The organism is Telluria sp. LT2P34 (genome assembly GCF_059685915.1).
On sequence record NZ_JCASIN010000001.1, the window covers coordinates 1,267,881 to 1,290,294 of the forward strand.

23 protein-coding genes are annotated in these 22,414 nt (G+C 64.9%); 15 read left to right on the forward strand and 8 right to left on the reverse strand.

Features of this window, described 5'->3' with window-relative positions; all coding sequences use genetic code 11:
• Positions 1–21 precede the first annotated feature (21 nt).
• Genes flgM through AC56KZ_RS05685 form a run of 3 tightly spaced genes read left to right on the forward strand, consistent with a single transcriptional unit; the run spans position 22 to position 1,449 of the window.
• On the forward strand, positions 22–294 hold the full coding sequence (gene flgM, locus AC56KZ_RS05675; RefSeq protein WP_497161143.1) for a flagellar biosynthesis anti-sigma factor FlgM: 273 nt from the start codon (positions 22–24) through the stop codon (positions 292–294).
• Positions 294–737, forward strand: coding sequence for a flagellar export chaperone FlgN (flgN, locus tag AC56KZ_RS05680; RefSeq protein ID WP_497161144.1), 444 nt, complete (start codon positions 294–296; stop codon positions 735–737). Before flgM ends, flgN begins: the two co-directional genes overlap by 1 nt.
• Positions 724–1,449, forward strand: coding sequence for a glucosaminidase domain-containing protein (locus AC56KZ_RS05685; protein WP_497161145.1), 726 nt, complete (start codon positions 724–726; stop codon positions 1,447–1,449). The genes flgN and AC56KZ_RS05685 overlap by 14 nt, the downstream gene beginning before the upstream one ends.
• A gap of 4 nt (positions 1,450–1,453) precedes the next feature.
• Here the strand turns inward: AC56KZ_RS05685 and flgA are convergent, their stop codons facing one another.
• Complete coding sequence (flgA, locus tag AC56KZ_RS05690) at positions 1,454–2,173, reverse strand: flagellar basal body P-ring formation chaperone FlgA (protein ID WP_497161146.1); 720 nt, start codon at positions 2,171–2,173, stop codon at positions 1,454–1,456.
• Between the two features lie 74 nt (positions 2,174–2,247).
• On the opposite strand from flgA, the gene flgB reads away from it, so the two are divergent.
• From flgB to AC56KZ_RS05750, 12 genes are read left to right on the forward strand one after another with little or no spacing between them, the layout of a single operon-like run.
• A complete protein-coding gene (gene flgB / locus AC56KZ_RS05695; protein ID WP_497161147.1) occupies positions 2,248–2,613 on the forward strand; it encodes a flagellar basal body rod protein FlgB in 366 nt (121 codons plus the stop codon).
• Between the two features lie 5 nt (positions 2,614–2,618).
• Positions 2,619–3,023 carry a flagellar basal body rod protein FlgC gene (flgC, locus tag AC56KZ_RS05700; RefSeq protein ID WP_497161148.1) on the forward strand — a complete coding sequence of 135 codons (405 nt, stop codon included), beginning with the start codon at positions 2,619–2,621 and terminating at the stop codon, positions 3,021–3,023.
• A 2-nt stretch (positions 3,024–3,025) separates the two neighbouring features.
• Entirely contained in the window at positions 3,026–3,694 is a 669-nt protein-coding gene (locus AC56KZ_RS05705; RefSeq protein ID WP_497161149.1) for a flagellar hook capping FlgD N-terminal domain-containing protein, read from the forward strand.
• 42 nt (positions 3,695–3,736) lie between these two features.
• On the forward strand, positions 3,737–4,927 hold the full coding sequence (locus AC56KZ_RS05710; protein WP_497161150.1) for a flagellar hook protein FlgE: 1,191 nt from the start codon (positions 3,737–3,739) through the stop codon (positions 4,925–4,927).
• Positions 4,928–4,940: 13 nt separating this feature from the next.
• Positions 4,941–5,666, forward strand: a complete 726-nt coding sequence (locus tag AC56KZ_RS05715; protein WP_497161151.1) for a flagellar basal body rod protein FlgF — start codon at positions 4,941–4,943, stop codon at positions 5,664–5,666.
• A gap of 21 nt (positions 5,667–5,687) precedes the next feature.
• Entirely contained in the window at positions 5,688–6,473 is a 786-nt protein-coding gene (flgG, locus tag AC56KZ_RS05720; protein ID WP_497161152.1) for a flagellar basal-body rod protein FlgG, read from the forward strand.
• Positions 6,473–7,126: a flagellar basal body L-ring protein FlgH gene (gene flgH, locus AC56KZ_RS05725; protein WP_497161153.1), complete on the forward strand. Its 654-nt coding sequence runs from the start codon at positions 6,473–6,475 to the stop codon at positions 7,124–7,126. The genes flgG and flgH overlap by 1 nt, the downstream gene beginning before the upstream one ends.
• 11 nt (positions 7,127–7,137) lie before the next feature.
• Positions 7,138–8,262 carry a flagellar basal body P-ring protein FlgI gene (locus AC56KZ_RS05730; protein ID WP_497161154.1) on the forward strand — a complete coding sequence of 375 codons (1,125 nt, stop codon included), beginning with the start codon at positions 7,138–7,140 and terminating at the stop codon, positions 8,260–8,262.
• Positions 8,262–8,645, forward strand: a complete 384-nt coding sequence (locus AC56KZ_RS05735; RefSeq protein WP_497161155.1) for a rod-binding protein — start codon at positions 8,262–8,264, stop codon at positions 8,643–8,645. Before AC56KZ_RS05730 ends, AC56KZ_RS05735 begins: the two co-directional genes overlap by 1 nt.
• Before the next feature lie 60 nt (positions 8,646–8,705).
• The gene (gene flgK / locus AC56KZ_RS05740; protein ID WP_497161156.1) at positions 8,706–10,118 is read left to right on the forward strand and encodes a flagellar hook-associated protein FlgK; all 1,413 of its coding nucleotides are present in this window, start codon (positions 8,706–8,708) and stop codon (positions 10,116–10,118) included.
• Positions 10,119–10,127: 9 nt separating this feature from the next.
• Positions 10,128–11,039 carry a flagellar hook-associated protein FlgL gene (gene flgL / locus AC56KZ_RS05745; protein ID WP_497161157.1) on the forward strand — a complete coding sequence of 304 codons (912 nt, stop codon included), beginning with the start codon at positions 10,128–10,130 and terminating at the stop codon, positions 11,037–11,039.
• 3 nt (positions 11,040–11,042) lie between these two features.
• Positions 11,043–12,062 carry a hypothetical protein gene (locus AC56KZ_RS05750; protein ID WP_497161158.1) on the forward strand — a complete coding sequence of 340 codons (1,020 nt, stop codon included), beginning with the start codon at positions 11,043–11,045 and terminating at the stop codon, positions 12,060–12,062.
• 5 nt (positions 12,063–12,067) lie between these two features.
• Here AC56KZ_RS05750 and AC56KZ_RS05755 read toward each other — a convergent pair whose 3' ends face one another.
• The 7 genes from AC56KZ_RS05755 to rimP form a co-directional block, all read right to left on the reverse strand.
• Positions 12,068–13,819 carry an ABC transporter ATP-binding protein gene (locus AC56KZ_RS05755; protein WP_497161159.1) on the reverse strand — a complete coding sequence of 584 codons (1,752 nt, stop codon included), beginning with the start codon at positions 13,817–13,819 and terminating at the stop codon, positions 12,068–12,070.
• A gap of 101 nt (positions 13,820–13,920) precedes the next feature.
• Entirely contained in the window at positions 13,921–15,753 is a 1,833-nt protein-coding gene (typA, locus tag AC56KZ_RS05760) for a translational GTPase TypA (RefSeq protein WP_497161160.1), read from the reverse strand.
• 113 nt (positions 15,754–15,866) lie between these two features.
• Positions 15,867–16,790: a tRNA pseudouridine(55) synthase TruB gene (gene truB, locus AC56KZ_RS05765; RefSeq protein WP_497161161.1), complete on the reverse strand. Its 924-nt coding sequence runs from the start codon at positions 16,788–16,790 to the stop codon at positions 15,867–15,869.
• Positions 16,787–17,236 (reverse strand): 30S ribosome-binding factor RbfA, encoded by a 450-nt coding sequence (rbfA, locus tag AC56KZ_RS05770; RefSeq protein ID WP_497161162.1) that lies wholly within the window; start codon positions 17,234–17,236, stop codon positions 16,787–16,789. Before rbfA ends, truB begins: the two co-directional genes overlap by 4 nt.
• Before the next feature lie 103 nt (positions 17,237–17,339).
• Positions 17,340–20,159, reverse strand: a complete 2,820-nt coding sequence (gene infB / locus AC56KZ_RS05775) for a translation initiation factor IF-2 (RefSeq protein ID WP_497161163.1) — start codon at positions 20,157–20,159, stop codon at positions 17,340–17,342.
• Positions 20,160–20,205: 46 nt separating this feature from the next.
• Complete coding sequence (gene nusA / locus AC56KZ_RS05780) at positions 20,206–21,771, reverse strand: transcription termination factor NusA (protein ID WP_497161164.1); 1,566 nt, start codon at positions 21,769–21,771, stop codon at positions 20,206–20,208.
• The gene (gene rimP, locus AC56KZ_RS05785) at positions 21,768–22,256 is read right to left on the reverse strand and encodes a ribosome maturation factor RimP (protein ID WP_497161165.1); all 489 of its coding nucleotides are present in this window, start codon (positions 22,254–22,256) and stop codon (positions 21,768–21,770) included. Before rimP ends, nusA begins: the two co-directional genes overlap by 4 nt.
• Between the last annotated feature and the right edge of the window lie 158 nt (positions 22,257–22,414).

Sequence of the window (22,414 nt, forward strand, 5' to 3'; positions counted from 1 at the left end):
TCGAAAACCCGAGGTACCCGCATGAAAATCACTGGAACCGGCGCCGCCGTCATGACGCCAGCGATCGGTGGCGCCACCACTGCCCCTGCCCCCGCTGCACCGGCCGCATCAAGCGGCAGTGCGTCCCCGCTGCAATCGGAAGTGCTGCAGCCGGCCGTACAGGCCCTGCGCGCCATGCCCGACTTCGATGCCGCGCGCGTGGCCGAACTGCGCGATGCCCTGGCCAAGGGCGAGCTGCCTTTCGATCCGTCGCGCCTGGCCGGCCTGATCCAGCGCTTCCACGGAGGTCATTGATGACCGGCGCCGCGGCGACCCGCATGACGCGCCAGCAGGCCTCTGCCGCCCTGGCGCAGGGCGTCGACCTGGATTTGACGGCAGCAGGCGAGATCCTGGCCCTGCTCGAGCGCCAGTTCGAGGCGGCCCTGCGCCACCAGGGCGCGCAACTGGCGCTGCTGGCCGAACAACTCACGCCCGCGCTCGACGCCATGGACGCACGGCGCCTGCAGCGCGTGGCGCTGGTGCGCGCGCTGCTCGGCAGTGAGGGCACGATGGCCGGCTTCATCGCCGCCCAGCCGGAGTCCAGCCGCGCGCCGCTGGCAGCGGCCTGGAGCGAGCTGGAACGCCTGGTGCTGGCCTGCAAAGCTGCCACGCTGCGCAACGGGAACCTGCTGGCCGATCAATTCACGACCATGCAGCGCGTGCTGCAAGGCGGAGACGGCACCTATGCGCCACGCTGATTTTTCGATCCCTGCCCTGCCGGCGACGCTGCCGACGGCGCCGACCCGTCCCACCGCGGCCAGCGGCGGCGGCGGCAATTTCGGCCGCGCCTTTCTTGAAGTGCAAGGCGACGTGGCCAGCTTCATCCAGGATGGCGGCCCCGCCAGCACCCAGCTGACGCCGGAGGGCAGCATCTGGCATGCGCGCAGTGCCGCCGCGGTGCTGGCCGCGCCCGACGCCGACGGCTCGACCAGCAACAGCGACGAACAGCAGGCGTTCCTGGACAGCATCGCCCCCTGGGCGAAGGAAGCGGCCGAGAAGCTGGGCGTGACGCCGGAACTGGTGCAGGCGCACGCCGCGCTCGAATCAGGCTGGGGCCAGCGTCCGATCCCGGGCACTGGTGCCGCCGGGGAAAGCAGCCACAACCTGTTCGGCATCAAGGCCGGCGCCAGCTGGAATGGCGCAGTCAGCGAAACGGCCACCACCGAATATGTCGGCGGCGCCGCCGTGAAAACCAGCGCCCGTTTCCGCGCCTATCCGGACGGCGCCAGCGCCTTCCGCGACTATGCCCAGATGCTGCTGGAAAACCCGCGCTATCGCGCTGCGATCGGCGCCGGCAGCGACGCCAATGCGTTCGCCCAGGGCCTGGCAAAAGGTGGTTATGCGACCGATCCGGCCTATGCCGCCAAGCTGGCGCGCCTGGCCGGCAAACTGCAAGGCGCCAACGGCTGATGGGTCAGCGGCTGGTACGCGGCATGTCGATCGGTTCGACGGTGCCTGGCGCGCTCACCCGCATGCGCACTGTCTGCCCGCTGGCGCTGTTGCGCACCCGCACGGTTGCGCCACGGGCGCCGGCATCGAGTGCTTCGCCGGCCGTGCTGACCTCCACGCCATCGATGCGCGCGACCATCACAACCGCGTCTCCACGCTTGACCAACACCGGTACGCTTAACGAATTGTTACGTACAACGTCGCCTGCGCGCAACATTCTGCGGCTGGTTTGCCCTATCGCATGGCCCGGATCGATAACTGGATCAGCAATGCTGGTAATGTCCCGTTGCTCTACGGTAACATGAGCATCGGTAATCATTTCGTTGGCGGCGACCGGCGACGCCACCACCACCACTGCCGCCGAAATGCGCGCCCGGACAATGTATTCCTGGCGGCTGGCGCCGGGTCCCGGGCAGCGCACCGCAAAGCGCATCCGGCTTGCTTGCCGGGTGTCGAGCGTGTCGACAGCGACCGGTCCGCTGCACGAAGGCGACACGCGGGGCGGGACCACGGTCAGTTCGAAGCGGGGCTCGGACAGGCCGGCGGCGGCAGCCTGTTTCTCCAGCTGGGCGCGGGCAGTTGCCTCGACCTGCTGAAGGATGGACTGCGTGGACGGCGCAGCCAAGGCCGGCAAGGCGGCAAGCAGGACGGGAAGAAGAGCACGACGGGCGGCACGACGAATCATTGGGACAAACCCCGGCAATCAAAGATGGTCCCATTCTAACGAAACACTGGCAGTTCACGACGGAGGACAAGCGAATGACGATCAATTTTAAGGACGCACTGGGAGTGCATGCCGATGCGCTGCATGTGCGCGCCGAGCGCACCAAGGTACTGGCCGCGAACATCGCCAACGAAAGCACGCCCGGCTACACGGCGCGCGACCTCGACTTCGGCGCCGTGCTGCAAGACCGTATCGAAGCCGAAGCCAACGACGGCATGCCGTCGCTGAGTGAAGGCGAAGCCCTGTACCGCGTACCCTTCCACCCCAGCGCCGACGGCAACACGGTGGAGATCGGCGTCGAGCAGGCCGCGTTCTCGCAGAACGCGTCGGACTTCCAGACCAGCCTCACCTTCATCAACATGAAGCTGCGCGGCCTGGCCAAAGCAATCAACGGTCAATAACCCCTATGAGCTTCAAGGACATCGCCAGTATTGCCGGTTCCGCGATGGCGGCGCAGTCGGTGCGCCTCAATACCATTGCCTCGAACCTGGCCAACGCCGACACCGCCGCCGCTTCCGAAGCCGAAGCCTACCGTGCACGCAAACCGGTGTTCGCCGCCATCATGGAAAACGACGCCGGCGGCGGCGTGCAGGTGCTCGACGTGGTGCAAAGCGCCGACCCGGTGCGCAAGGTCTTCGAGCCGGGCAATCCGCTGGCCGACGCCGATGGCATGGTCGTCTATTCGAACGTGAACTCGGTCGCCGAGATGGCCGACATGATGTCCGCCTCGCGCGCCTTCGAGACCAATGTCGAGGTGCTGGGCCGGATCAAATCCATGCAGCAGTCGCTGCTGAAACTGGGCGAAAGCTGATCATGTTAACGAATAACTCACTCGCCGCATCCAACAACACCACCGGCGCCGGCGCCGTGTCAGGCAACCCGGACGTCTCCGCCAGCAAGGACATGTTCACCAAGCTGCTGGTGGCCCAGATCCGCAACCAGGATCCGCTGGCGCCGACCGACCCGAGCCAGTTCGTCAACCAGCTGTCGCAGCTGTCCCAGACCGAAGCGCTGCAAAGCCTGTCGAAAACCACCAGCGCCAGCGCCAGCGTGCTGCAAAGCCTGCAAGTGCTGGCGATGGGCGGCCAGGTCGGTTCGACCGTGACGGTCGCGACAAGCCAGGTGCGCGTCGACGGCAGTGCGATCGAAGGCAGCATCACCTTGCCCGCGGCCGGCGCCAGCACCGTGGTGCTGACGGGCGCCGGCGGCCAGGAGCACACGATGTCGCTGCCCTTCCACGGCGCAGGGGCGCAGCCATTCACGCTCGACCCGGCTGCGCTGGGCATGGCGCCGGGCAGCTATTCGATCGCGGCCAAGGCGGCCGACGGCACCCGCCTGCCCGTCGACATCGCCGGCCGCGTCGACAGCGTGCGTTTGTCGGGCAACGGCAGTGTCGTATTGCAGGTGGCCGGCGTCGGCGAAGTCGACCCGTCCGCCATCACTGGTTTCAACGGCAAGGCCGCGCCGGCCGCCACTCTCTAAAAATTCAGCATCAACTAAGCAGGATCAACTAAGGATCACGCCATGAGCTTCAACGTCGCCCTCTCCGGTATCCAGGCCATCAACGAGCAGTTGGAAGCCGTTTCGAACAACATCGCCAACTCCAGCACCTACGGCTTCAAGAGCAGCCGCGCCAACTTCTCCGCCATGTACGCGGGCGACCAGGCGACCGGCGTGCAGGTGGGCTCGCTAACCCAGAACATCGGCCTGAACGGCTCGGTCGAATCGACCGGCCGTTCGCTCGACGCCGCCATCGACGGCCGCGGCTTTTTCGTCAGCCGCGACACCACCGGCGCCCTGTCGTACAGCCGCGTCGGCATCTTCGCGGCCGACAAGGGCGGCAACCTGATCGACGCCGCCGGCCGCAAGGTGCAAGGCTACGGCCCGACCGTCAACGGCAACCTCGGCGTCATGGGCGACATCAAGATCCCGACGGGCCAGATCGCCGCATCGGCGTCGACCAACGTCAACTACACCGGCAACCTGTCGGCCAGCTGGGCAGCGCCGGCGGTTCCTTTCGCCCCCACCGACCCGAAAAGCTACAACATGGTCAAGCAATCGGTCCTGTTCGATTCGCTCGGCGCCCAGCACACCGTCTCGCAATACTTCGTCAAGCAGGCCGGCAGCAACGACGTGACCGTGCATTACGGCTTCGACGGCGCGCCTCCGGCTGCCGGCGCAACGGGCACGCTCAATTTCGACGGCAAGGGCCAGTTGACCAGCGCGCCGCAAACCGGCGACCTGACCCTGGCCACCACGAACGGCGCCGACGACATCGTCTTCAAGGTCGACTACACCGGCACCACGATGTTCGCCGGCGACGCGACCACCACCAACAACAGCACCGACGGCTATGCCTCGGGCACCTATGTCGGCGTCGAACTGGCCGATGACGGTTCGGTCGTCGCGCGCTACAGCAACGAGCAGAAGCAGACCGTGGGCACCATTGCCCTGGCCACCTTCGGCAACGAAGGCGCCCTCACCGCCACCAGCGACACCAGCTGGCAGGCCAACGCCGCTTCCGGCCTGGCGCTGTACGGCACCCCGGGCGTCGGCCTGTCGGGCAAGCTCAATACCGGCGCGCTGGAAGGCTCGAACGTCGACATCACCTCGGAACTGGTCGGCCTGATGACTTCTCAGCGTAACTACCAGGCGAATTCGAAGGTCATCACGACCGAGAACCAGATGATGCAGTCGCTGATGCAGGCCCTGTAATCAAGGGATCGCCATGGATAAGCTGATCTACACCGCCGTCTCCGGCGCTGAACACACGCTGCGCGCCCAGCAGGTCCACGCCAACAACCTGGCGAACATGGACACGCCGGGTTTTCGCGCCAACCTCGAGCTGGTGACTACCCAGACGCTGGGCGGCTATGGCTATGACGACGTGCACATGGCCAAGACCCAGGCCGACGCCATCTCGACCAAGCCGGGCACCGTGCGTGAAACCGGCCGCGCGCTCGACGTGTCGATCAACGGCGGCGGCTATTTCGCGGTCGAATTCAACGGCCAGGAAGCCTATACCCGCGCCGGCGCAATCGACATCGACGCCAATGGCGCGCTGTCGGTGGCCGGACGCCCGCTCCTCGGCGAAGGCGGGCCGATCGTGCTGCCGCCGCACTCGGCGGTGGAAATCGGCACCGACGGCACGATCTCGGTGATGGGCGAAGGCGCGACCACGATGCAGGTGATCGACAAGCTGCGCCTGGTGAACGCCGAAGGCCCGGAACTGACCAAGAACGAAGCCGGCCTGATCGTCGCGCGTAACGGCCAGGGATTGGAGGCCAACGCCAACATCACGGTGCGCTCGCGCGCCCTGGAAGGCAGCAACGTGTCGGCGATCGAAGAGATGGTCGCGACCATGGCCCTGAACCGCAGTTTCGAGCTGCAGATGAAGCTGTTCCAGGCCAGCGACGAGATGAATGAAGCCGGCAACCGCCTGCTCGGCGCGTAAGCAAAACCCAAGGAGAATCTCATGAATCCAGCAATGTGGATCAGCAAGACCGGTGTGCAGGCCCAGGACGCCAAGCTGCAGGCGATCGCCAACAACCTCGCCAACGTGAATACCGTCGGCTTCAAGCGCGACCGCGTCGTCTTCGAAGACCTGCACTACCAGGTCGATTCGCAGCCGGGCGCGCAGAGCGCCGACAACACCGTCTCGAACGGCGTCCAGCTCGGTAACGGCACGCGCCTGGTCGGCACCCAGAAGGTGTTCACCAACGGTTCGCTGCAAACGACCAGCCAGCAGCTCGACGTCGCCATTTCCGGCGGCGGCTTCCTGCAGGTGCGCCGCCCGAACGGCGACGCCGGCTTCACCCGCGCCGGCCAGCTGCAGATCGACGCCAACGGCACCCTGGTCAATGCCCAGGGCCTGCCGCTGGTGCCGCAGATCACCGTACCGAACAACGCCACCGCGATCACCATCGCCGAAAACGGCACCGTCTCGGCCACCATTCCCGGCAGCGCCGCGCCGACCGAACTGGGCGCCCTGACGCTGACCAGTTTCGTCAATCCGGCCGGCCTGCTGGCCCTGGGCGAAAACCTGTTCTCGGAAACCGCCGCCAGCGGCGCGCCGACCGAAGGCCGTCCGGGCGAAGGCGCCCTGGGCAAACTCAAGCAAGGCGCCCTCGAAGGGTCGAACGTGCAGGTCGTCGAAGAGATGGTCGACATGATCGCCGCCCAGCGCACCTACGAGATGAATACCAAGGTGCTGTCGGCCGCCGACAACATGCTGCAATACCTGGCCCAGGCCGCACGCTGATGAAACGGTTCAAGCTCGCAGCGGCCCTCGTCTCCCTGCTGCTGGCCGGCTGCGCCTCGCGCGCACCCGTCGTGCAGGCCGACGAGGATGCGGTCCCGATCGCGCGCACTACCGCGCGCGGCGTCTCGGGCGGCGTCTTCAGCAACGACGCGCTGTCGCTGACCTCGGACGCCCGCGCTTACCGCGTCGGCGACGTGGTCACCGTGATCCTGCAGGAGACGACGCAGGCGAGCAAGCGCGCCGGCACCAGCTTCAACAAGGAATCGTCGGTGGGCGTGTCGCCACTCGGCCTGCTCGGCAAGACCTTCCCGAAGACCGCCATCGACGTCTCGGCCGAACGCGGTTTTTCGGGCGATTCGACCAGCACCCAGCAAAACGCCCTGTCCGGCGCGCTGACCGTGATCGTGCAGGAAGTGCTGCCGAACGGCCTGCTGCGGGTGGCCGGCGAAAAAACCATGACCCTGAACCAGGGCGAAGAATTCGTGCGCCTGAAGGGCTATGTGCGCGCCGCCGATGTCGACGCCGACAACCGGGTCTCGTCGCTGCGCGTGGCCAATGCCCGCATCGCCTACTCCGCCAAGGGCGTGCTGGCCGACGCCAACTCGGCCGGCTGGCTGATGAAGTTTTTCACCGGCCCGCTGATGCCCTTTTGATTGGGACTGACATGATTCAAATTCGCAGCACTGCCCTCTTCAGCCGTATCATTTTCACCGCCGCCCTCGGCCTTGCGGCGGCCATGCCGGCACATTCCGCGCAGGCGCTGCGCAACCTGGTCAGCATCGAGGGCGTGCGCGAAAACCCGCTGGTCGGCTATGGCCTGGTGGTGGGCCTGAACGGCTCGGGCGACTCGACCCAGGTGAAATTCGCCAGCCAGTCGGTCGTCAACATGCTCAAGCAATTCGGCGTCAAGCTGCCGGAAGGCCAGGACGCGAAAAACAAGAACGTGGCCGCCGTCATGGTCTCGGCCGTGTTCCCGCCGGGCTACCGCCGCGGCCAGGCGATCGACATCACGGTGTCGTCGCTGGGCGACGCCAAGAACCTGCGCGGCGGCACCCTGCTGCTGACGCAACTGCGCGCGGCCGACAACGAAGTCTATGCGCTGGCCCAGGGCAACCTGGTCGTCGGCGGCCTGGCCGCTTCGGGCAAGAGCGGCTCCTCGGTGACGGTGAACACCCCGACCACCGGCCGCATCCCGAACGGCGCCATGATCGAGCGCGAAATCGCGACCGACTTCGCCACCCGCCCGCAAGTGCTGCTGCGCCTGCGCCACCCGCATTTCGAGACCGCGACCAACGTCGTCGAGGCGATCAACCGCCGCTTCGGCCAGATCGCCACCACCGCCGACGGCACCAGCGTCGAAGTCGTCGCCCCGTCGGACCCGACCGCGCGCGTCGCCTTTGTCGCCAAGCTCTCGAACCTCCAGGTCGAATCAGGGATCGAAGTGCCGAAGGTCGTGTTCAATTCGCGCACCGGCACCGTGGTGATCGCCGACGGCCTGCGCGTCAAATCCGCCGCCGTCACCCACGGCGCGCTGAAAGTCGTAATTTCCGAAAGTTCCAGGGTCAGCCAGCCGGCGCCGCTGTCGCGCGGCCAGACGACCGTCACGCCGCAGTCGCAGGTCTCGGTGGAGCAAGGCTCGGGCCAGATGTTCCGCTGGCCGGCCGGCGCCAAGCTGCAAACGATCATCGACGTCGTCAACAGCCTGGGCGCCTCGCCGGACGACATCATGGCAATCCTGCAGGCGCTCGACCAGGCCGGCGCCATCGAAGGCGAACTGGTGGTGATCTGATGGAAACGAAAAACACCCTGCTTCCCCTGCCCGGCCGCGCCAACGCGGCGCCCGCCACCATTGCCCCCGCCGCCGAAGGCACGCTCGACCCCGCCTTCGTCGCGCAAGCCACCAAGGCCGCGGTCGAATTCGAAAGCTTTTTCATCTCGCAGATGTTAAAGGACATGCGCGCCACTACCCGCGAAATGGCCGACGAGGACAGCGTCTTCAAGGACCGCGTCAACCAGGACATGCAGGACATGGCCGATGGCATCCTGTCCAAGCAAATGGCCGGACAGCGTGCTTTCGGCGTGGCGGACGCCATCCTGCGCCAGTTGTTGCCCGCTGCCGTGCCGCCGGCACCCGCCGCCCTTCCCGCACGCACAATCGCCGGTAAAACTTAATAATCCAAAGCAACTGGTCGCCTGTATACAGTAGGCCCAGTTTCCGAGAAAGACCCCGCCATGACCATCCTCAACAACGCACTGTCGGGCGCGCTTGCTTCCCAGCTCGCACTCTCCGCCACCAGCCAGAACATCGCCAACCTGCAGACCAAGGGGTACACCCGCCAGGCCGCGCTGCTCACCGCGGTCGGCGCCGACGGCAGCGGCAAGGCGGTCGGCAACGGCGTGCAGGTCAGCTCGCTGATCCGGTTTTCCGATGGTTACAAAAGCCAGCAGATGTGGCGCGCGGCCTCCGAGACCGGGCACTATTCGCAGACCCAGCCCTACCTGACCCAGCTCGAGCGCGTGATGGGCGACCAGACGGCCAGCCTGTCGGTCGCGGTCGACGGTTTCTTCGCCTCGCTCAACGCAGCCGCCGGCGACAGCGCCACCTCGACCCCGCTGCGCCAGCAGGTGCTGACGGCCTCGAACCTGCTGGCCCAGCGCTTCAACAGCCTGGACGGCGTCTTCAACGCCCAGCTCAAATCGGTCAGCCAGCAACGCGGCGCGATCGTCGAGTCCGCCAACGCGAACATCGGCAAGATCGCCGCCCTGAATGCCCGCATCACCCAGGGCAACGCCGTCGGCGCGCCAGTGTCGAGTTTGATCGACGCGCGCGACCTCGCCATTGACGAACTGGCCGGCCAGGTCGGCCTGGAAGTGTCGGAGCAGCCCGGCGGCGTGCGCGACATCTCCTTGAAAACCGGCCAGGCGCTGGTGATCGGCAACATCGCCGGCAAACTGACGGCCACCGGCAGCACCGTCAACCAGAAGTTCACCCTCGAATTTGCCTCCACCAGCTTCGGCCTGGATGCCCCCAGTCTCGGCGGCCAGCTCGGCGGCTTGAGCGTCTACGAGCGCGATACCCTGCTGCCGATGTGGCAAGGCGTGGAAGACATTGCCAAGGGCCTGCAGGCGGCGGTCAACGCGCGCCAGGCCGAAGGCTACCAACTGGCGGCTTCGGGCGCGCCTCCGAAAGGCACGGATCTGTTTACCTTCGACGCGCGCATCGAGGGATCCAGCGACGAGCCAGGTTTCACCATGGGCGTGGTCGCCGGTTTCCAGACCCATCAGCTGGCATTCTCGAGCGACCCTGACGCGGGCACGCAAGGCGACACGGGCAACCTGCAAAACCTGCTGAATATCAACCGCCTGCAGATCGACGTGAAGAGCATCGGCCTGGTGTCGCTGGGCGATGCCGACACCCAGCTGGTCGGCAAGCTCGGCGTGATCAGCCAGCAGAACCAGGCCGCGCTCGCCACCGCCGGCACCATGCGCACCCATGCGGAAGAAGACTGGCAATCGACCAGCGGCGTGAACCAGGACGAGGAAGCGATCAACCTCGTCGAATACCAGAACATGTACCAGGCCAACATGAAAGTCATGTCGGTCGCCAACTCCCTGTTCGACGCCACCCTGGCGATGATGGGTTAAGGAGTAATCATGCGTATCGCCACCGCCCAGTACCAGTCGAACATGAACACCTCGCTCCAGTTGAACCAGGAGCGGCTCAGCAAGCTTACCCAGCAGATGGCCGAAGGCAAGCGCCTGCTGGTGCCGTCCGACGACCCGATCGACAGCGTGCGCATTTCGCGGCTGCAGCGCGAGGAAGCGGCCCTGACCCAGTACAGCGACAACATCGGCACCATGAAGATCCGCCTGACCAAGACCGAAGGCTATATGAGCGGCATGGTCAACGACATCCTGGCCGGCCGCGACCAGCTGGTCTGGGCGCTCGACGGCGCCAACACGCCGGGCGACCTGGAAGCCATGATCACCCCGCTGAAAGCGCTGCGCGACAGCCTGGCCTTCAGTGCCAACACGGTCGACCAGGAAGGCAGCTACCTGTTCTCGGGCACCAAGACCTCGGCCAAGCCGATGAGCTACGACGAGGGCGCGGCGCTCGGCCAGCGCTACCAGTTCGGCGGCAACACCAAGGAACAGCACGTGGTGGTCGGCAATGGCCTGACCCAGGTTGCCAACGTCGACATGGATGGCCTGCAAACCCTGCTCAACGACCTCGACGTCGCCATCGACTGGCTCGACAAGGGCAACCTGAGCGTCAACGATCCGGCCACGCGCAGCAAGCTGGCAAGCGCCCTGGGCAGCTTCGACAGCGGGCTCGACATGGTCTCGACCAAGATCGCGGTCCTCGGCGGCACCCAGAAGATCCTCGACACGCTGGCCGCCAACCACGGCAACGTCAGCCTGTCGAACAAGATGGCGATCACCGACATCGCCCAGCTCGACATGGGCGTCGCCGCCACCGAACTGAACGGCTATACGACGGCGCTCCAGGCCACCTACAAGGCCTATGGCCGGATTGGCAGCCTGTCCTTGTTCTCCGCGCTATAATCGATGGAGACCACGATCCGCACCACGACTGCGCAAGCGCCGATCGGCGGCGCCGGCATCGGCCCGGCCAGGGCCGCGCCTGCACCGGTACGCACGCAGCCTGTCCCGAGCGAGCTGCCGGAGGCGCGCCCGGCCAGCCGCGTCGCTGGCCAGCCACCCGTGCGCCGCAGCCGAATCGACTGGGACGCCAGCCTGCAGAGCAATGTCGCCAGCGCCCAGCAGGCCCGCGATTACCTGAACCAGGTCGCCACCGAACTCGAATCGGTGAAAGCCGCCCTCAGCGCCAAGCTGGCCGGCATGAAAAGCGGCGCGCGCCAGCTCGAAGCCCAGGCGCGCCAGCTCGGCGCCACGATCGCCGCCCGCACGGCCCGCGCCGGCGGATCGGTCGACGCAGGACTGGCGTTTTCCGATGGCGCGCCCGCACAGCAGCGCTTCCGCATCCAGGGGCTCGAAATCGGCATGCTGCAGGCCAGCGCGCCGCTCTCGCTGGCGTTCTCGATCGGCGGCGCCGGCGGTCCGCAACTGGCGGCAAGCATCGAACCGGGCATGACGCCCGAAGAAATCACCCGGCGCCTCGACCGCACCCTCGCCCCGCTGAACGTGCGCGCCGGTCTCGACAGCGACAACCGCATCACCTTCACCACGGCCGAAGCAAACTGGCCGGCGGTGCGCGACAGCATCGCGATTTCCGGCCGCGGCCGTGTCGCCACCGAAGCGCTGTCGCCCGACCTGAGGCTGCAGGAAATGGACACCAGCAACGCCGATGCGCTGCGCCAGAACCTGCGCGAAGTCGTGCAGGCACTCGACCGCGTGCACCGCTCCCAGGCCGCCGCCAGCGCCGCCCTCGCCGCCGCCTCGCTGCGCGCCGTCCAGCCGCAGATCAGCCCGGAAGCCCTGTCGGCCACCATGCAGGACTTCGCCACCACCGCCGCCAGCCACGATTACAATTCGCTGCTGGCGATCACCTCGGCCCTGGTGGGCGTCAGCCGCGAGCGGGTGCTGGCGCTGCTCGGGATGCGTTAGCTTTCCTACTCCGCCGGCACCGGCCTCTCCCCGATCTGCTGGCGCCACATCGCGTAATACAGGCCACGCGCGTCGACCAGCTCGGCGTGCGTGCCGCTCTCGACCACACTGCCCTTTTCCAGCACGAAGATCGTATCGGCATGCATCACGGTCGATAGCCGGTGCGCGATCAGGATCGTCATCTGGGCCGCGCGCCGCGAGATCTCGCGCACCGTATTCGTGATCTGTTCTTCGGTGATCGAATCGAGCGCTGAAGTGGCTTCGTCGAAAATCAGCAGCGCCGGCTGGCGCACCAGCGCCCGCGCGATCGACAGGCGCTGCTTTTCCCCGCCCGACAGCTTCATGCCGCGCTCGCCGATCACGGTATCGAGCCCCTCCGGCGAGCGTTCGAGCAGGTAGGCGCAGGCTGCCTGGCGCATCGCCGTCACGATCTCTTCGTCGGTCGCGTCGGTCTTGACGAAGCGGATGTTGTCGCGGATCGTGCCGGCGAACAGATAGGTCTCCTGGGTCACGAAGCCGATCTGGCGCCGCACGCGATTGAAGCGCAGGTCGGTCGTCGGCACGCCGTTGTACGACACCTCGCCGGCGTTCGGCGTGTACAGCCCGACCAGCAGCTTGACCATGGTCGACTTGCCGGAACCCGAGGGCCCGACAAAGGCGACCGTCTGCCCCAGGCTGGCCGCGAACGACACTCCGGCCAGCGCGTCCTCGGCCGCGCCCTTGTGGCGAAAGCGCACGTCGGCAAAGCGCAGCTCGTGCAAGGCGCCGATATCGACCGGATCCGGCGGACGCCGCTCCACCGGCTTGTCCATCAGGGTCTTGAAATTGATCAGCGACGCCTCGGCCTCGCGGTGCGCCAGGATGATGTTGCCCAGCTCCTGCAGCGGCGCGAAGATCGACACCGAAATGAACTGCATCGCGATCAGCTCGCCCGTGGTCAAGACGTCGCGAAAGATCAGCCACAGCAGCGCGAACAGGATCGCCAGCCGCAGCAGGCTCAGTGTCGAGCCCTGCAGGAAAGACAGCATCCGGATCCGTTTGACCTTCTCCATTTCCAGTGCAAAAATCGCATCGGTCTGGCCGCGCAGGCGCCGGATTTCCGGGAAAGTGAGTCCCAGGCTCTTGATCAGTTCGATATTTCGCAGCGACTCGGTAATGAAGCCGGAATTGCGGTTCGTCTCGCGCACGATCGAGCGCTGCTGGGTCTTGATCTCGCGCGACAGCAAACCGGTCAGCCCACCCAGCACCAGCACACCGACCAGGAACACCGGCACCAGCAGCCAGTGCTTGGTCACCGCATACCAGGTCAGGAAGCTCACGCCGACCAGCGCCGCAAAGGCCGTGTTGATGAAGGTGTTGATCAGGCGCTCGCTGTCGGCCCGCACTTTTTGCAGCAAGGAGAGCATCTCGCCGCTGCGCAGGTCCTCGAATTCCTGGAATTTCAAACGCAGCAAATGCCGCAAGCCGTCGTTGAAGATCGCCACGCCCAGCTTTTGCACCACCAGCCGCGTCACGTATTCCTGCAAGGCTTTCGCCAGGCGCGACATCACCGCCACCAGCACCGCCAGGCCCAGCAAACGCATCACATAGGGCATCAGCTCGGCATCCGGCAGGCGCTTGGGGCCGGTGACGCTGTCGATGATGGTGCCGAAGATGATCGGATCGACCAAGGCCAGCACCTGGGAGGTGGCGGCGAATACCAGGGCCAGCAGGCCGAGGCGCCAGTGAGGTTTCAGGTAGATCCAGAGGATGCGCATGGGCCATGTTACCAACCAAGCACAGTAGCGCCGCGCACCGATGGGCAGGCGTAAAAAAACCCGCTGCGAACAGCGGGTTTCTCGTTACAGCCCTGGACGCATTACGCGTCGCGGTTGGCCTTCTTGCGCTCGTGCTCTTTCAGGTAGCGCTTGCGCAGGCGGATCGACTTCGGCGTGATTTCGACCAGCTCGTCGTCCTCGATGAACTCGACAGCGTACTCGAGCGACATCTGGATCGGCGGCACCAGGCGCACGGCTTCGTCGGTACCCGACGAACGCACGTTGGTCAGCTGCTTGCCCTTGATCGGGTTGACGACCAGGTCGTTGTCGCGCGAGTGGATGCCGATGACCATGCCTTCATAGACCGGATCGTTGTGCGACACGAACATGCGGCCGCGGTCCTGCAGTTTCCAGATCGCGTAGGCGACGGCGGCGCCGTCGTCCTGCGAGATCAGCACGCCGTTACGGCGGCCGGCCATCTCGCCGCGGGTGTTGTCGACCGGTGCGTATTCGTGGAACACGTGGCTCATCAGGCCGGTGCCGCGGGTCAGGGTCATGAATTCGCCCTGGAAGCCGATCAGGCCACGCGCCGGAATCAGGTACTCGAGACGCACGCGGCCCTTGCCATCCGATTCCATGTTCTGCAGGTCGCCACGACGGCGGCCCAGTTCTTCCATGACGCCGCCCTGGTTGACTTCCTCGACGTCGACCGAGAGGTTCTCGAACGGCTCGTGGCGCACGCCATCGACCATCTTGAAGACCACGCGCGGACGCGACACGGCCAGCTCGAAGCCTTCACGGCGCATGTTTTCCAGCAAAATCGTCAGGTGCAGCTCGCCGCGGCCCGAGACTTCGAAGACGGTGTCGTCGTCGGTCGGCGACACGCGCAGGGCGACGTTCGCTTTCAGTTCGCGGTCGAGGCGCTCGCGCAGCTGGCGGCTGGTGACGAACTTGCCTTCGCGGCCGGCCAGTGGCGAGTTGTTGACCATGAAGTTCATGGTCAGGGTCGGCTCGTCGACGGTCAGCATCGGCAGTGCTTCCGGCATGTCCGGCGAGCACAGGGTCGAGCCGATACCGATTTCGTCGATACCGTTGATCAGGCAGATGTCGCCGGCGACGGCTTCGTCGACCAGCACGCGCTCGAGGCCCTTGAAGTTCAGCACCTGGTTGATGCGGCCCTTGATCGGGGTCGAATCCGGGCCGTTCATGATGATCACGTCCTGGCCGGTCTTGATGGTGCCGCGGTTGACGCGGCCAATGCCGATCTTGCCCACGTACGACGAGTAGTCGAGCGAGGTGATCTGCATCTGCAGCGGGCCTTCCGGATTGTCGTCACGGACCGGCACGTGTTGCAGGATGGCGTCGAACAGTGGCTTCATGTCGCCGCTGCGGACATCTTCGGTCAGGCCGGCATAGCCGTTCAGGCCCGACGCGTAGACGATCGGGAAGTCGAGCTGGTCATCGGTCGCGCCGAGCTTGTCGAACAGCTCGAAGGTCTGGTTGATGGCCCATTCGGCGCGCGCGCCTGGACGGTCGACCTTGTTGACGACGACGATCGGCTTCAGGCCCAGGGCCAGCGCCTTGCGGGTCACGAAGCGCGTTTGCGGCATCGGGCCTTCCTGCGCATCGACCAGCAGCAGCACCGAGTCGACCATCGACAGCACGCGCTCGACCTCGCCACCGAAGTCGGCGTGGCCCGGGGTATCGACGATGTTGATGTGGGTGCCTTCGTACTCGACCGCGCAGTTCTTCGACAGAATCGTAATGCCGCGCTCTTTTTCGAGATCGTTCGAGTCCATCACGCGCGTTTCGACGGCCTGGTTCTCACGGAAGGTGCCGGACTGACGCAGCAGCATGTCCACGAGGGTGGTCTTGCCGTGGTCAACGTGGGCGATGATTGCAATATTACGAATTGCGCGTTTGGTATTTGACATAGGATTTCAGCGTGGATTTTGCGTGATGTACGGATGTGTACGGTGCTGCCAATTTCGGAAACCGACTAGTATAGCAGGTTAATGTGACCTTACCTCTTAAAAGGTCTGCCTTTTCAAGAGCTTGTGGCCGCGATCAGCCGCTCCGGCGCCAGAACGGAATACTCTTGCAGGTTCGCCGTTCCCAGCAGCTTGCCTTCCAGGTAGACGCGCACCCTGCCCGGTTCGGCCGGCACGGTGACGGCTTCCTTGCCCAGCGCCAGGCGCTGGCCGTTCAGGAAGCGCTTGGCCAGTTCCGGGGTGAGCTCGACCGCCGGAAAAGTCGCCAGCAGCGCGTCGACCGGCGCCAGCAGCGACAGCGGCTCGGCGTGCGCCTGCAGGTCTTCCAGCGTGATCATCGTCTCGGCCGTCAGCGCGCCGACTCCGGTCCGCCGCAGCGCGTTCAGGTGGGCGCCGCAGCCGAGCGCGGCGCCGATATCCTCGCCCAGCACGCGCACATAGGTGCCCTTGCTGCAGGTAACGCGGATCTTCAGCATCGGGGCCTCGTAGCCGACCAGTTCCAGGGCGTGGATCGTCACCGGCCGCGCTTCGCGCTCGAGCGTGATGCCTTCGCGAGCGTATTCATAGAGCGCCTTGCCGTCGCGTTTCAGGGCCGAGTACATCGGCGGCACCTGCAGGATCGGGCCGCGAAAGCGCGCCAGCGCGGCCTCGATCTGCTCGATCGTGACATCCACCGGCAGCGTCTCGATGGCCTCGCCTTCGGTGTCGCCGGTAGTCGTCATGATTCCCAGGTGCACGGTGGCGTCGTAGGTCTTGTCCGCTTCCAGCAAGTCTTGCGAGAACTTGGTCGCCTCGCCGAAGCACAACGGCAGCAGCCCCGTCGCGAACGGGTCCAGTGTGCCGGTGTGGCCGGCCTTCTTCGCGTTCATGACGCGCTTGGCGCGGATCAAAGCGTCGTTCGAGGACAGGCCGACCGGCTTGTCGAGCAGCAGTACGCCGTCGACGGGGTCACGCGGTTTTTTTGGCGGGCGGGCGTTCACTCGGCGTCGTCGTCCGTCTCGAGCGGCTTGGCCGGGGCCGCGGGTGCAGGTGCCGGGGTGTCGTCCACGAAGTCGGCGGCGCGCACGGCGTTCGCCTGGTCGATCAGGGCCGACATCTGCAGGCCGCGCGAGGTCGAGGTGTCGTGCACGAAGTGCAGGCGCGGCAGCGTGTGGATGTGCAGGCGCTTGCCCAGCATGTTGTGCAGGTAGCCGGAAGCCTTGTTCAGGCCGTCGAGCGTCGATTTGACTTCTTCCTTGCTGTCTTTCAGCAGGGTGAAGTAGACCTTCGCGTGCGCGTAGTCGGGCGTCAGCTGGACTTCGGTCAGCGTGATCATGCCGACGCGCGGGTCCTTCAGTTCGTAGGCGATCAGTTCCGACAGGTCTTTCTGGATCTGGTCGGCGACGCGCAGGCCGCGCTGGGGGATGGTTTTACTGTGTTTTGCCATGGTGTGTGCTGTCTGTTGTTCTGGTGATGGTACAAGGTTCGAAAAAAAACGCCACCGGCTGGACTCGCGTCCGGCGGATGGCGTTTCCTGCGCTACGCGTTGACTACAGCGTACGAGCCACTTCGGTCACTTCGAACACTTCCAGGACGTCGCCGACCTGGATTTCGTTGTTGTTCTTCAGCGACAGGCCGCACTCGAGGCCGGCGCGCACTTCTTTCGCATCGTCCTTGAAACGCTTGAGCGAGTCGATCTCGCCGGTCCAGATGACGAGGTTGTTGCGCAGCAGGCGAACCGACGAGCTGCGGCGAACCACGCCATCGGTGACCAGGCAACCGGCGATCGCGCCCACTTTCGAGACCAGGATGACCTGGCGAATCTCGACCTGGCCGGTGATGGTCTCGCGCTTTTCCGGCGCCAGCATGCCCGACAGCGCGGTGCGGATTTCGTCGATCGCATCGTAAATGATGCTGTAGTAACGAATGTCCACGCCGTTGGCTTCGGCCAGCTTGCGGCCCTGGGCGTCGGCACGGGCGTTGAAGCCGATGATGACCGCTTTCGAGGCCACCGCCAGGTTGACGTCCGACTCCGTGATGCCACCCACGGCGGCGTGCACGACCTGCACACGCACTTCCGAGGTCGACAGCTTCTGGAGCGAACTGACCAGTGCTTCCTGCGAACCCTGCACGTCGGTCTTGATGATCATCGGCAGGTTCTTGACCTCGCCCTCGGCCATCTGCTCGAACATGTTTTCCAGCTTCGCTGCCTGCTGCTTGGCCAGCTTCACGTCGCGGAACTTACCTTGACGGAACAGACCGATTTCACGCGCCTTGCGCTCGTCGGCCATGACCATGACTTCTTCACCGGCAACCGGCACTTCGGTCAGGCCCTGGATCTCGACCGGGAAGGACGGACCGGCGGTTGCAACCGACTTGCCGTTTTCGTCCAGCATCGCACGGACACGGCCATACGCCGAACCGGCCAGCACCACGTCGCCGCGGCGCAGGGTACCCGACTGCACCAGGATCGTCGCGACCGGGCCGCGGCCCTTGTCGAGGCGGGCCTCGACGACCAGGCCACGGGCCGGCGCTTCGATCGGCGCCGTCAGCTCCAGCACCTCGGCCTGCAGCAGCACTTGCTCGAGCAGGTCGTCGATACCGGTACCGATTTTCGCGGAGACCGGCACGAATGGCGACTCGCCGCCGTATTCTTCCGGCACCACGCCTTCGGCGACCAGTTCCTGGGTCACGCGGTCGAGGTTGGCGCCCGGCTTGTCGATCTTGTTGATCGCGACAACCAGAGGAACGCCGGCGGCCTTGGCGTGAGCAATTGCCTCTTTAGTCTGCGGCATCACGCCGTCGTCCGCCGCCACCACCAGGATGACGATGTCGGTAGCCTTGGCGCCACGGGCACGCATGGCGGTGAACGCCTCGTGACCCGGGGTGTCGAGGAAGGTGATCATGCCGCGCGGCGTGTCCACGTGGTATGCACCGATGTGCTGGGTAATGCCGCCGGCTTCGCCCGCGGCGACCTTGGCGCGGCGGATGTAGTCCAGCAGCGAGGTTTTACCATGGTCGACGTGGCCCATGACGGTCACGACCGGTGCGCGCGAGGTCGACTCGAACTCGGCGTGCTCGCCCTGGTCGGCCAGCAGCGCTTCCGGATCGTCCTCGGCGGCAGCGAAGGCCTTGTGGCCCATCTCTTCCACCAGGATCATCGCGGTTTCCTGGTCCAGCACCTGATTAATGGTGCACATCTGGCCCAGCTTCATCAGTTGCTTGATGACTTCCGACGCTTTGACCGACATCTTGTGGGCCAGCTCGGCCACGGTGATCGTTTCAGGAACGTGGACGTCCTTGACGATCGCCTCGGTCGGCGCCTGGAAATTGGTTTCGCGGTCGTCGTGCGACGAACGGCGTCCGCCGCTGCGGCCACCGCTGCGCCAGCCGTCACGGCCGCTCGGCGCGCTCGGGGCGCCACGGCCCTTGGCGCCGCTCGGCGCGCCGCGCTTCTTGGCGTCGTCCGACCAGGTCGAGGACACGTTCGCCGACTTGATCGACTTCTTGTCGGCCGGCTTCTTGTCGCCCGGCTTGGCGGTGCCGTCGGCCGGCTTCTTGTCGGCAGGCTTGTGCAGCGTGCCGGCAGGTGCGGCCGGCTTGGCCACAACCGGCGCTGGCACCGGTTCCGGCGCCTTGATCACGCGGCGCGGCTGCGCCATCATCATCTTGATCTGGGCTACTTCGTCGGCCACGGCCTTGCGTGCCTTCTCGGTCGCCGCGGCGCGCTCGGAAGCGACCTTGGCGGCTTCTTCGGCCTTGCGCTTGGCGTCGTCGGCAGCGGCCTGCTTGGCCTGCTCGCCGGCAGCCGAACTGGCGGCGGCGGTGGCGGCGGCGACGCGCTTGGCGGCTTCCGCGGCATCGCGCTTGGCCTGCTCTTCGTCGGCCTTGGCCTGCTCGGCACGTTCGGTTTCGAGCTTGACCAGGCGTTCCTGCTTTTCACGCAGGTCCGCTTCCTGGCGAGCGACGAGCTCGGCATGACGGCGCGACTCTTCCTCGCGGCGTGCGATTTCGGCTTCGTCCATCACCGGCGGGACAGCTGCAGCAACCGGCGCCGCAACGACGTCGTCGCGCTGGACGAAGGTGCGCTTCTTGCGCACTTCCACCTGGATCGTGCGCGATTTACCGCTGGCATCGGCCTGCTTGATCTCGCTCGTTTCCTTGCGGGTGACCGTGATTTTCTTTTTCTCGGTCGCATCCACTGCGCCATGGGCGCGGCGCAGGTGATTCAGCAGCTTATCCTTATCATCCTTTGACAAGGGATCTGACGTCGAACTCTTTTCGACGCCGGCAGAACGCAGCTGCGTCAGCAGCAAATCTGCAGGCATCTTCAGTTCGGTGGCAAATTGGGCTACGTTGTTACTCGCCATTCAGTCCTCTTTTCTATGTGTCGCGGAGATGATAAAGATTTGCAAATTATGCCTTGGCCGTTTCTGTCAGACTCCAGGCTTTCGCCTGCAGTGCCTTGACACGGTCATCATATTTACTGTCGACCAGCTTCATCTCATCGTCGGTCACATCATTAAATTCGTTCTTGATCAGTTCACGGGCACGCTCCGACGACAGGGCCAGGATGGCGCCGAATTCGTCATAGGCAAGTCCGGCAAAGGCTTCCACCGTCTTGATGCCGGCCAGTCCAAGCTTGCCGGCGACCGTACGGTCCATGCCTTCCATGTTCACCAGGTCTTCGTCCATGCCTTCCAGGCCTTCTTCCGAAGCGATTGCTTCCGTCACGAGGGCATCGCGGGCACGGGTACGCAGTTCGTTGACCGTTTCTTCGTCAAACGATTCAATTTCCAGCATTTCGGAAATTGGTACGTAGGCGATTTCTTCCAGGCTCGAGAAACCTTCCTCAACGAGGATGTCCGCCACTTCCTGGTCGACGTCGAGCTTTTGCATGAACAGGATGCGGATCGCAGCCGTTTCCTGCTCCACCTTGTTGGCCGATTCCTCGGCCGTCATGATGTTGATCTTCCAGCCGGTCAGTTCCGACGCCAGGCGCACGTTCTGGCCCGAGCGGCCGATCGCGATGGCCAGGTTTTCTTCGTCGACGACGACGTCCATCGCGTGCTTTTCTTCGTCGACCATGATCGACGAAACGTTTGCCGGAGCGAGGGCGCCAATCACGAACTGGGCCGGATCGTCCGACCACAGCACGATGTCGACGCGCTCGCCGCCGAGTTCGCCGGTCACGGCCTGCACGCGCGAACCGCGCATGCCGACGCAGGTACCGATCGGGTCGATCCGCTTGTCCGAGGTGAACACGGCGATCTTGGCGCGCACGCCGGCGTCGCGGGCCGCGGATTTAATATCCAGCAGGCCCTGCTCGATTTCCGGCACTTCCAGTTCGAACAGCTTCATGATGAATTCCGGCGCGGTACGCGACAGGATCACCTGCGGGCCGCGCATATTGCGGTCCACGCGCAGGATGAAGGCGCGAACGCGGTCACCGATACGCAGGTTTTCTTTCGGGATCATCTGGTCGCGCGGCAGGCGCGCTTCGATCTTGCCCGACTCGACGATTGCATCGCCGCGTTCCATGCGCTTGATGGTGCCGGTCACGAGCGAGTCGCCGCGCTCCAGGAAGTCCTGCAGGATCTGCTCGCGTTCGGCATCGCGCACGCGCTGCAACACGACCTGCTTGGTGTCCTGGGCAAAGCGGCGGCCGAAATCGACCGATTCCACCGGCTCTTCGATATATTCGTCGACTTCGATATCCGGAATCTGTTCTTGTGCTTCGAAGTGCAGGATTTCCTGATCCGGCAATTGCATGCCGGCTTCATTCGGAACCACATGCCAACGGCGGAAGGTTTCGAATTCGCCCGTGTCGCGGTCGATGTTCACGCGAATGTCGACTTCGCCTTCATAGCGTTTCTTGGTAGCCTGGGCCAGAGCGAACTCGAGCGCCCCGAACACCACTTCCTTATCGACGTTTTTTTCGCGCGCAAGCGCATCAACCAACAACAAAATTTCGCGACTCATGCTTTGCGACTCCTAAAATCCACCTGCGGCACCAACCGTGCCTTATCCAATTCGGCCAGCGTAAATTCCAACAACGCCGGCCCATCCTTGCCTTCTATTTCCAGACCGATCTTGTCGCCTTCCGGGGCGACCAGGACACCGGTAAAGGTTTTCCTGTTCGCGCTACCCGGCATGGCAACGCGCAGCTTCACCGTGCACTCGTGGCCGGCGAAACGTTCAAAATCGACCAGGGTGCGCACCGGGCGATCGAGCCCGGGCGACGAAATTTCGAGACGCTCGTAATCGACATTCTCCACGGTGAATACGTGCGACAACTGGTGACTCACCGTTGCGCAGTCCTCGACCGTGATGAGGCCCTTCTCTTCCGCGACAGCAGCCGGAAAATCGATAAACACGCGCAATACCCCGCGCTCGCCCCGTTCCACATCAACGAGGTCGTAGCCGAGGCCACTGACTGTCCTGGCGATCAAATCAAACTGCTGCACGACACTTCTCCAGTGCTTTAAAACGATTTACCAAAAAAAAAATGGGCATCTGCCCATCTTTTTGTATTTACAACCCAACCAGATGAAAGCACTTGCACCAAATTAATACTCGGGAAGGACTTCTATTAGGCTGCGGATTATAACGTATTCGAGGGCTC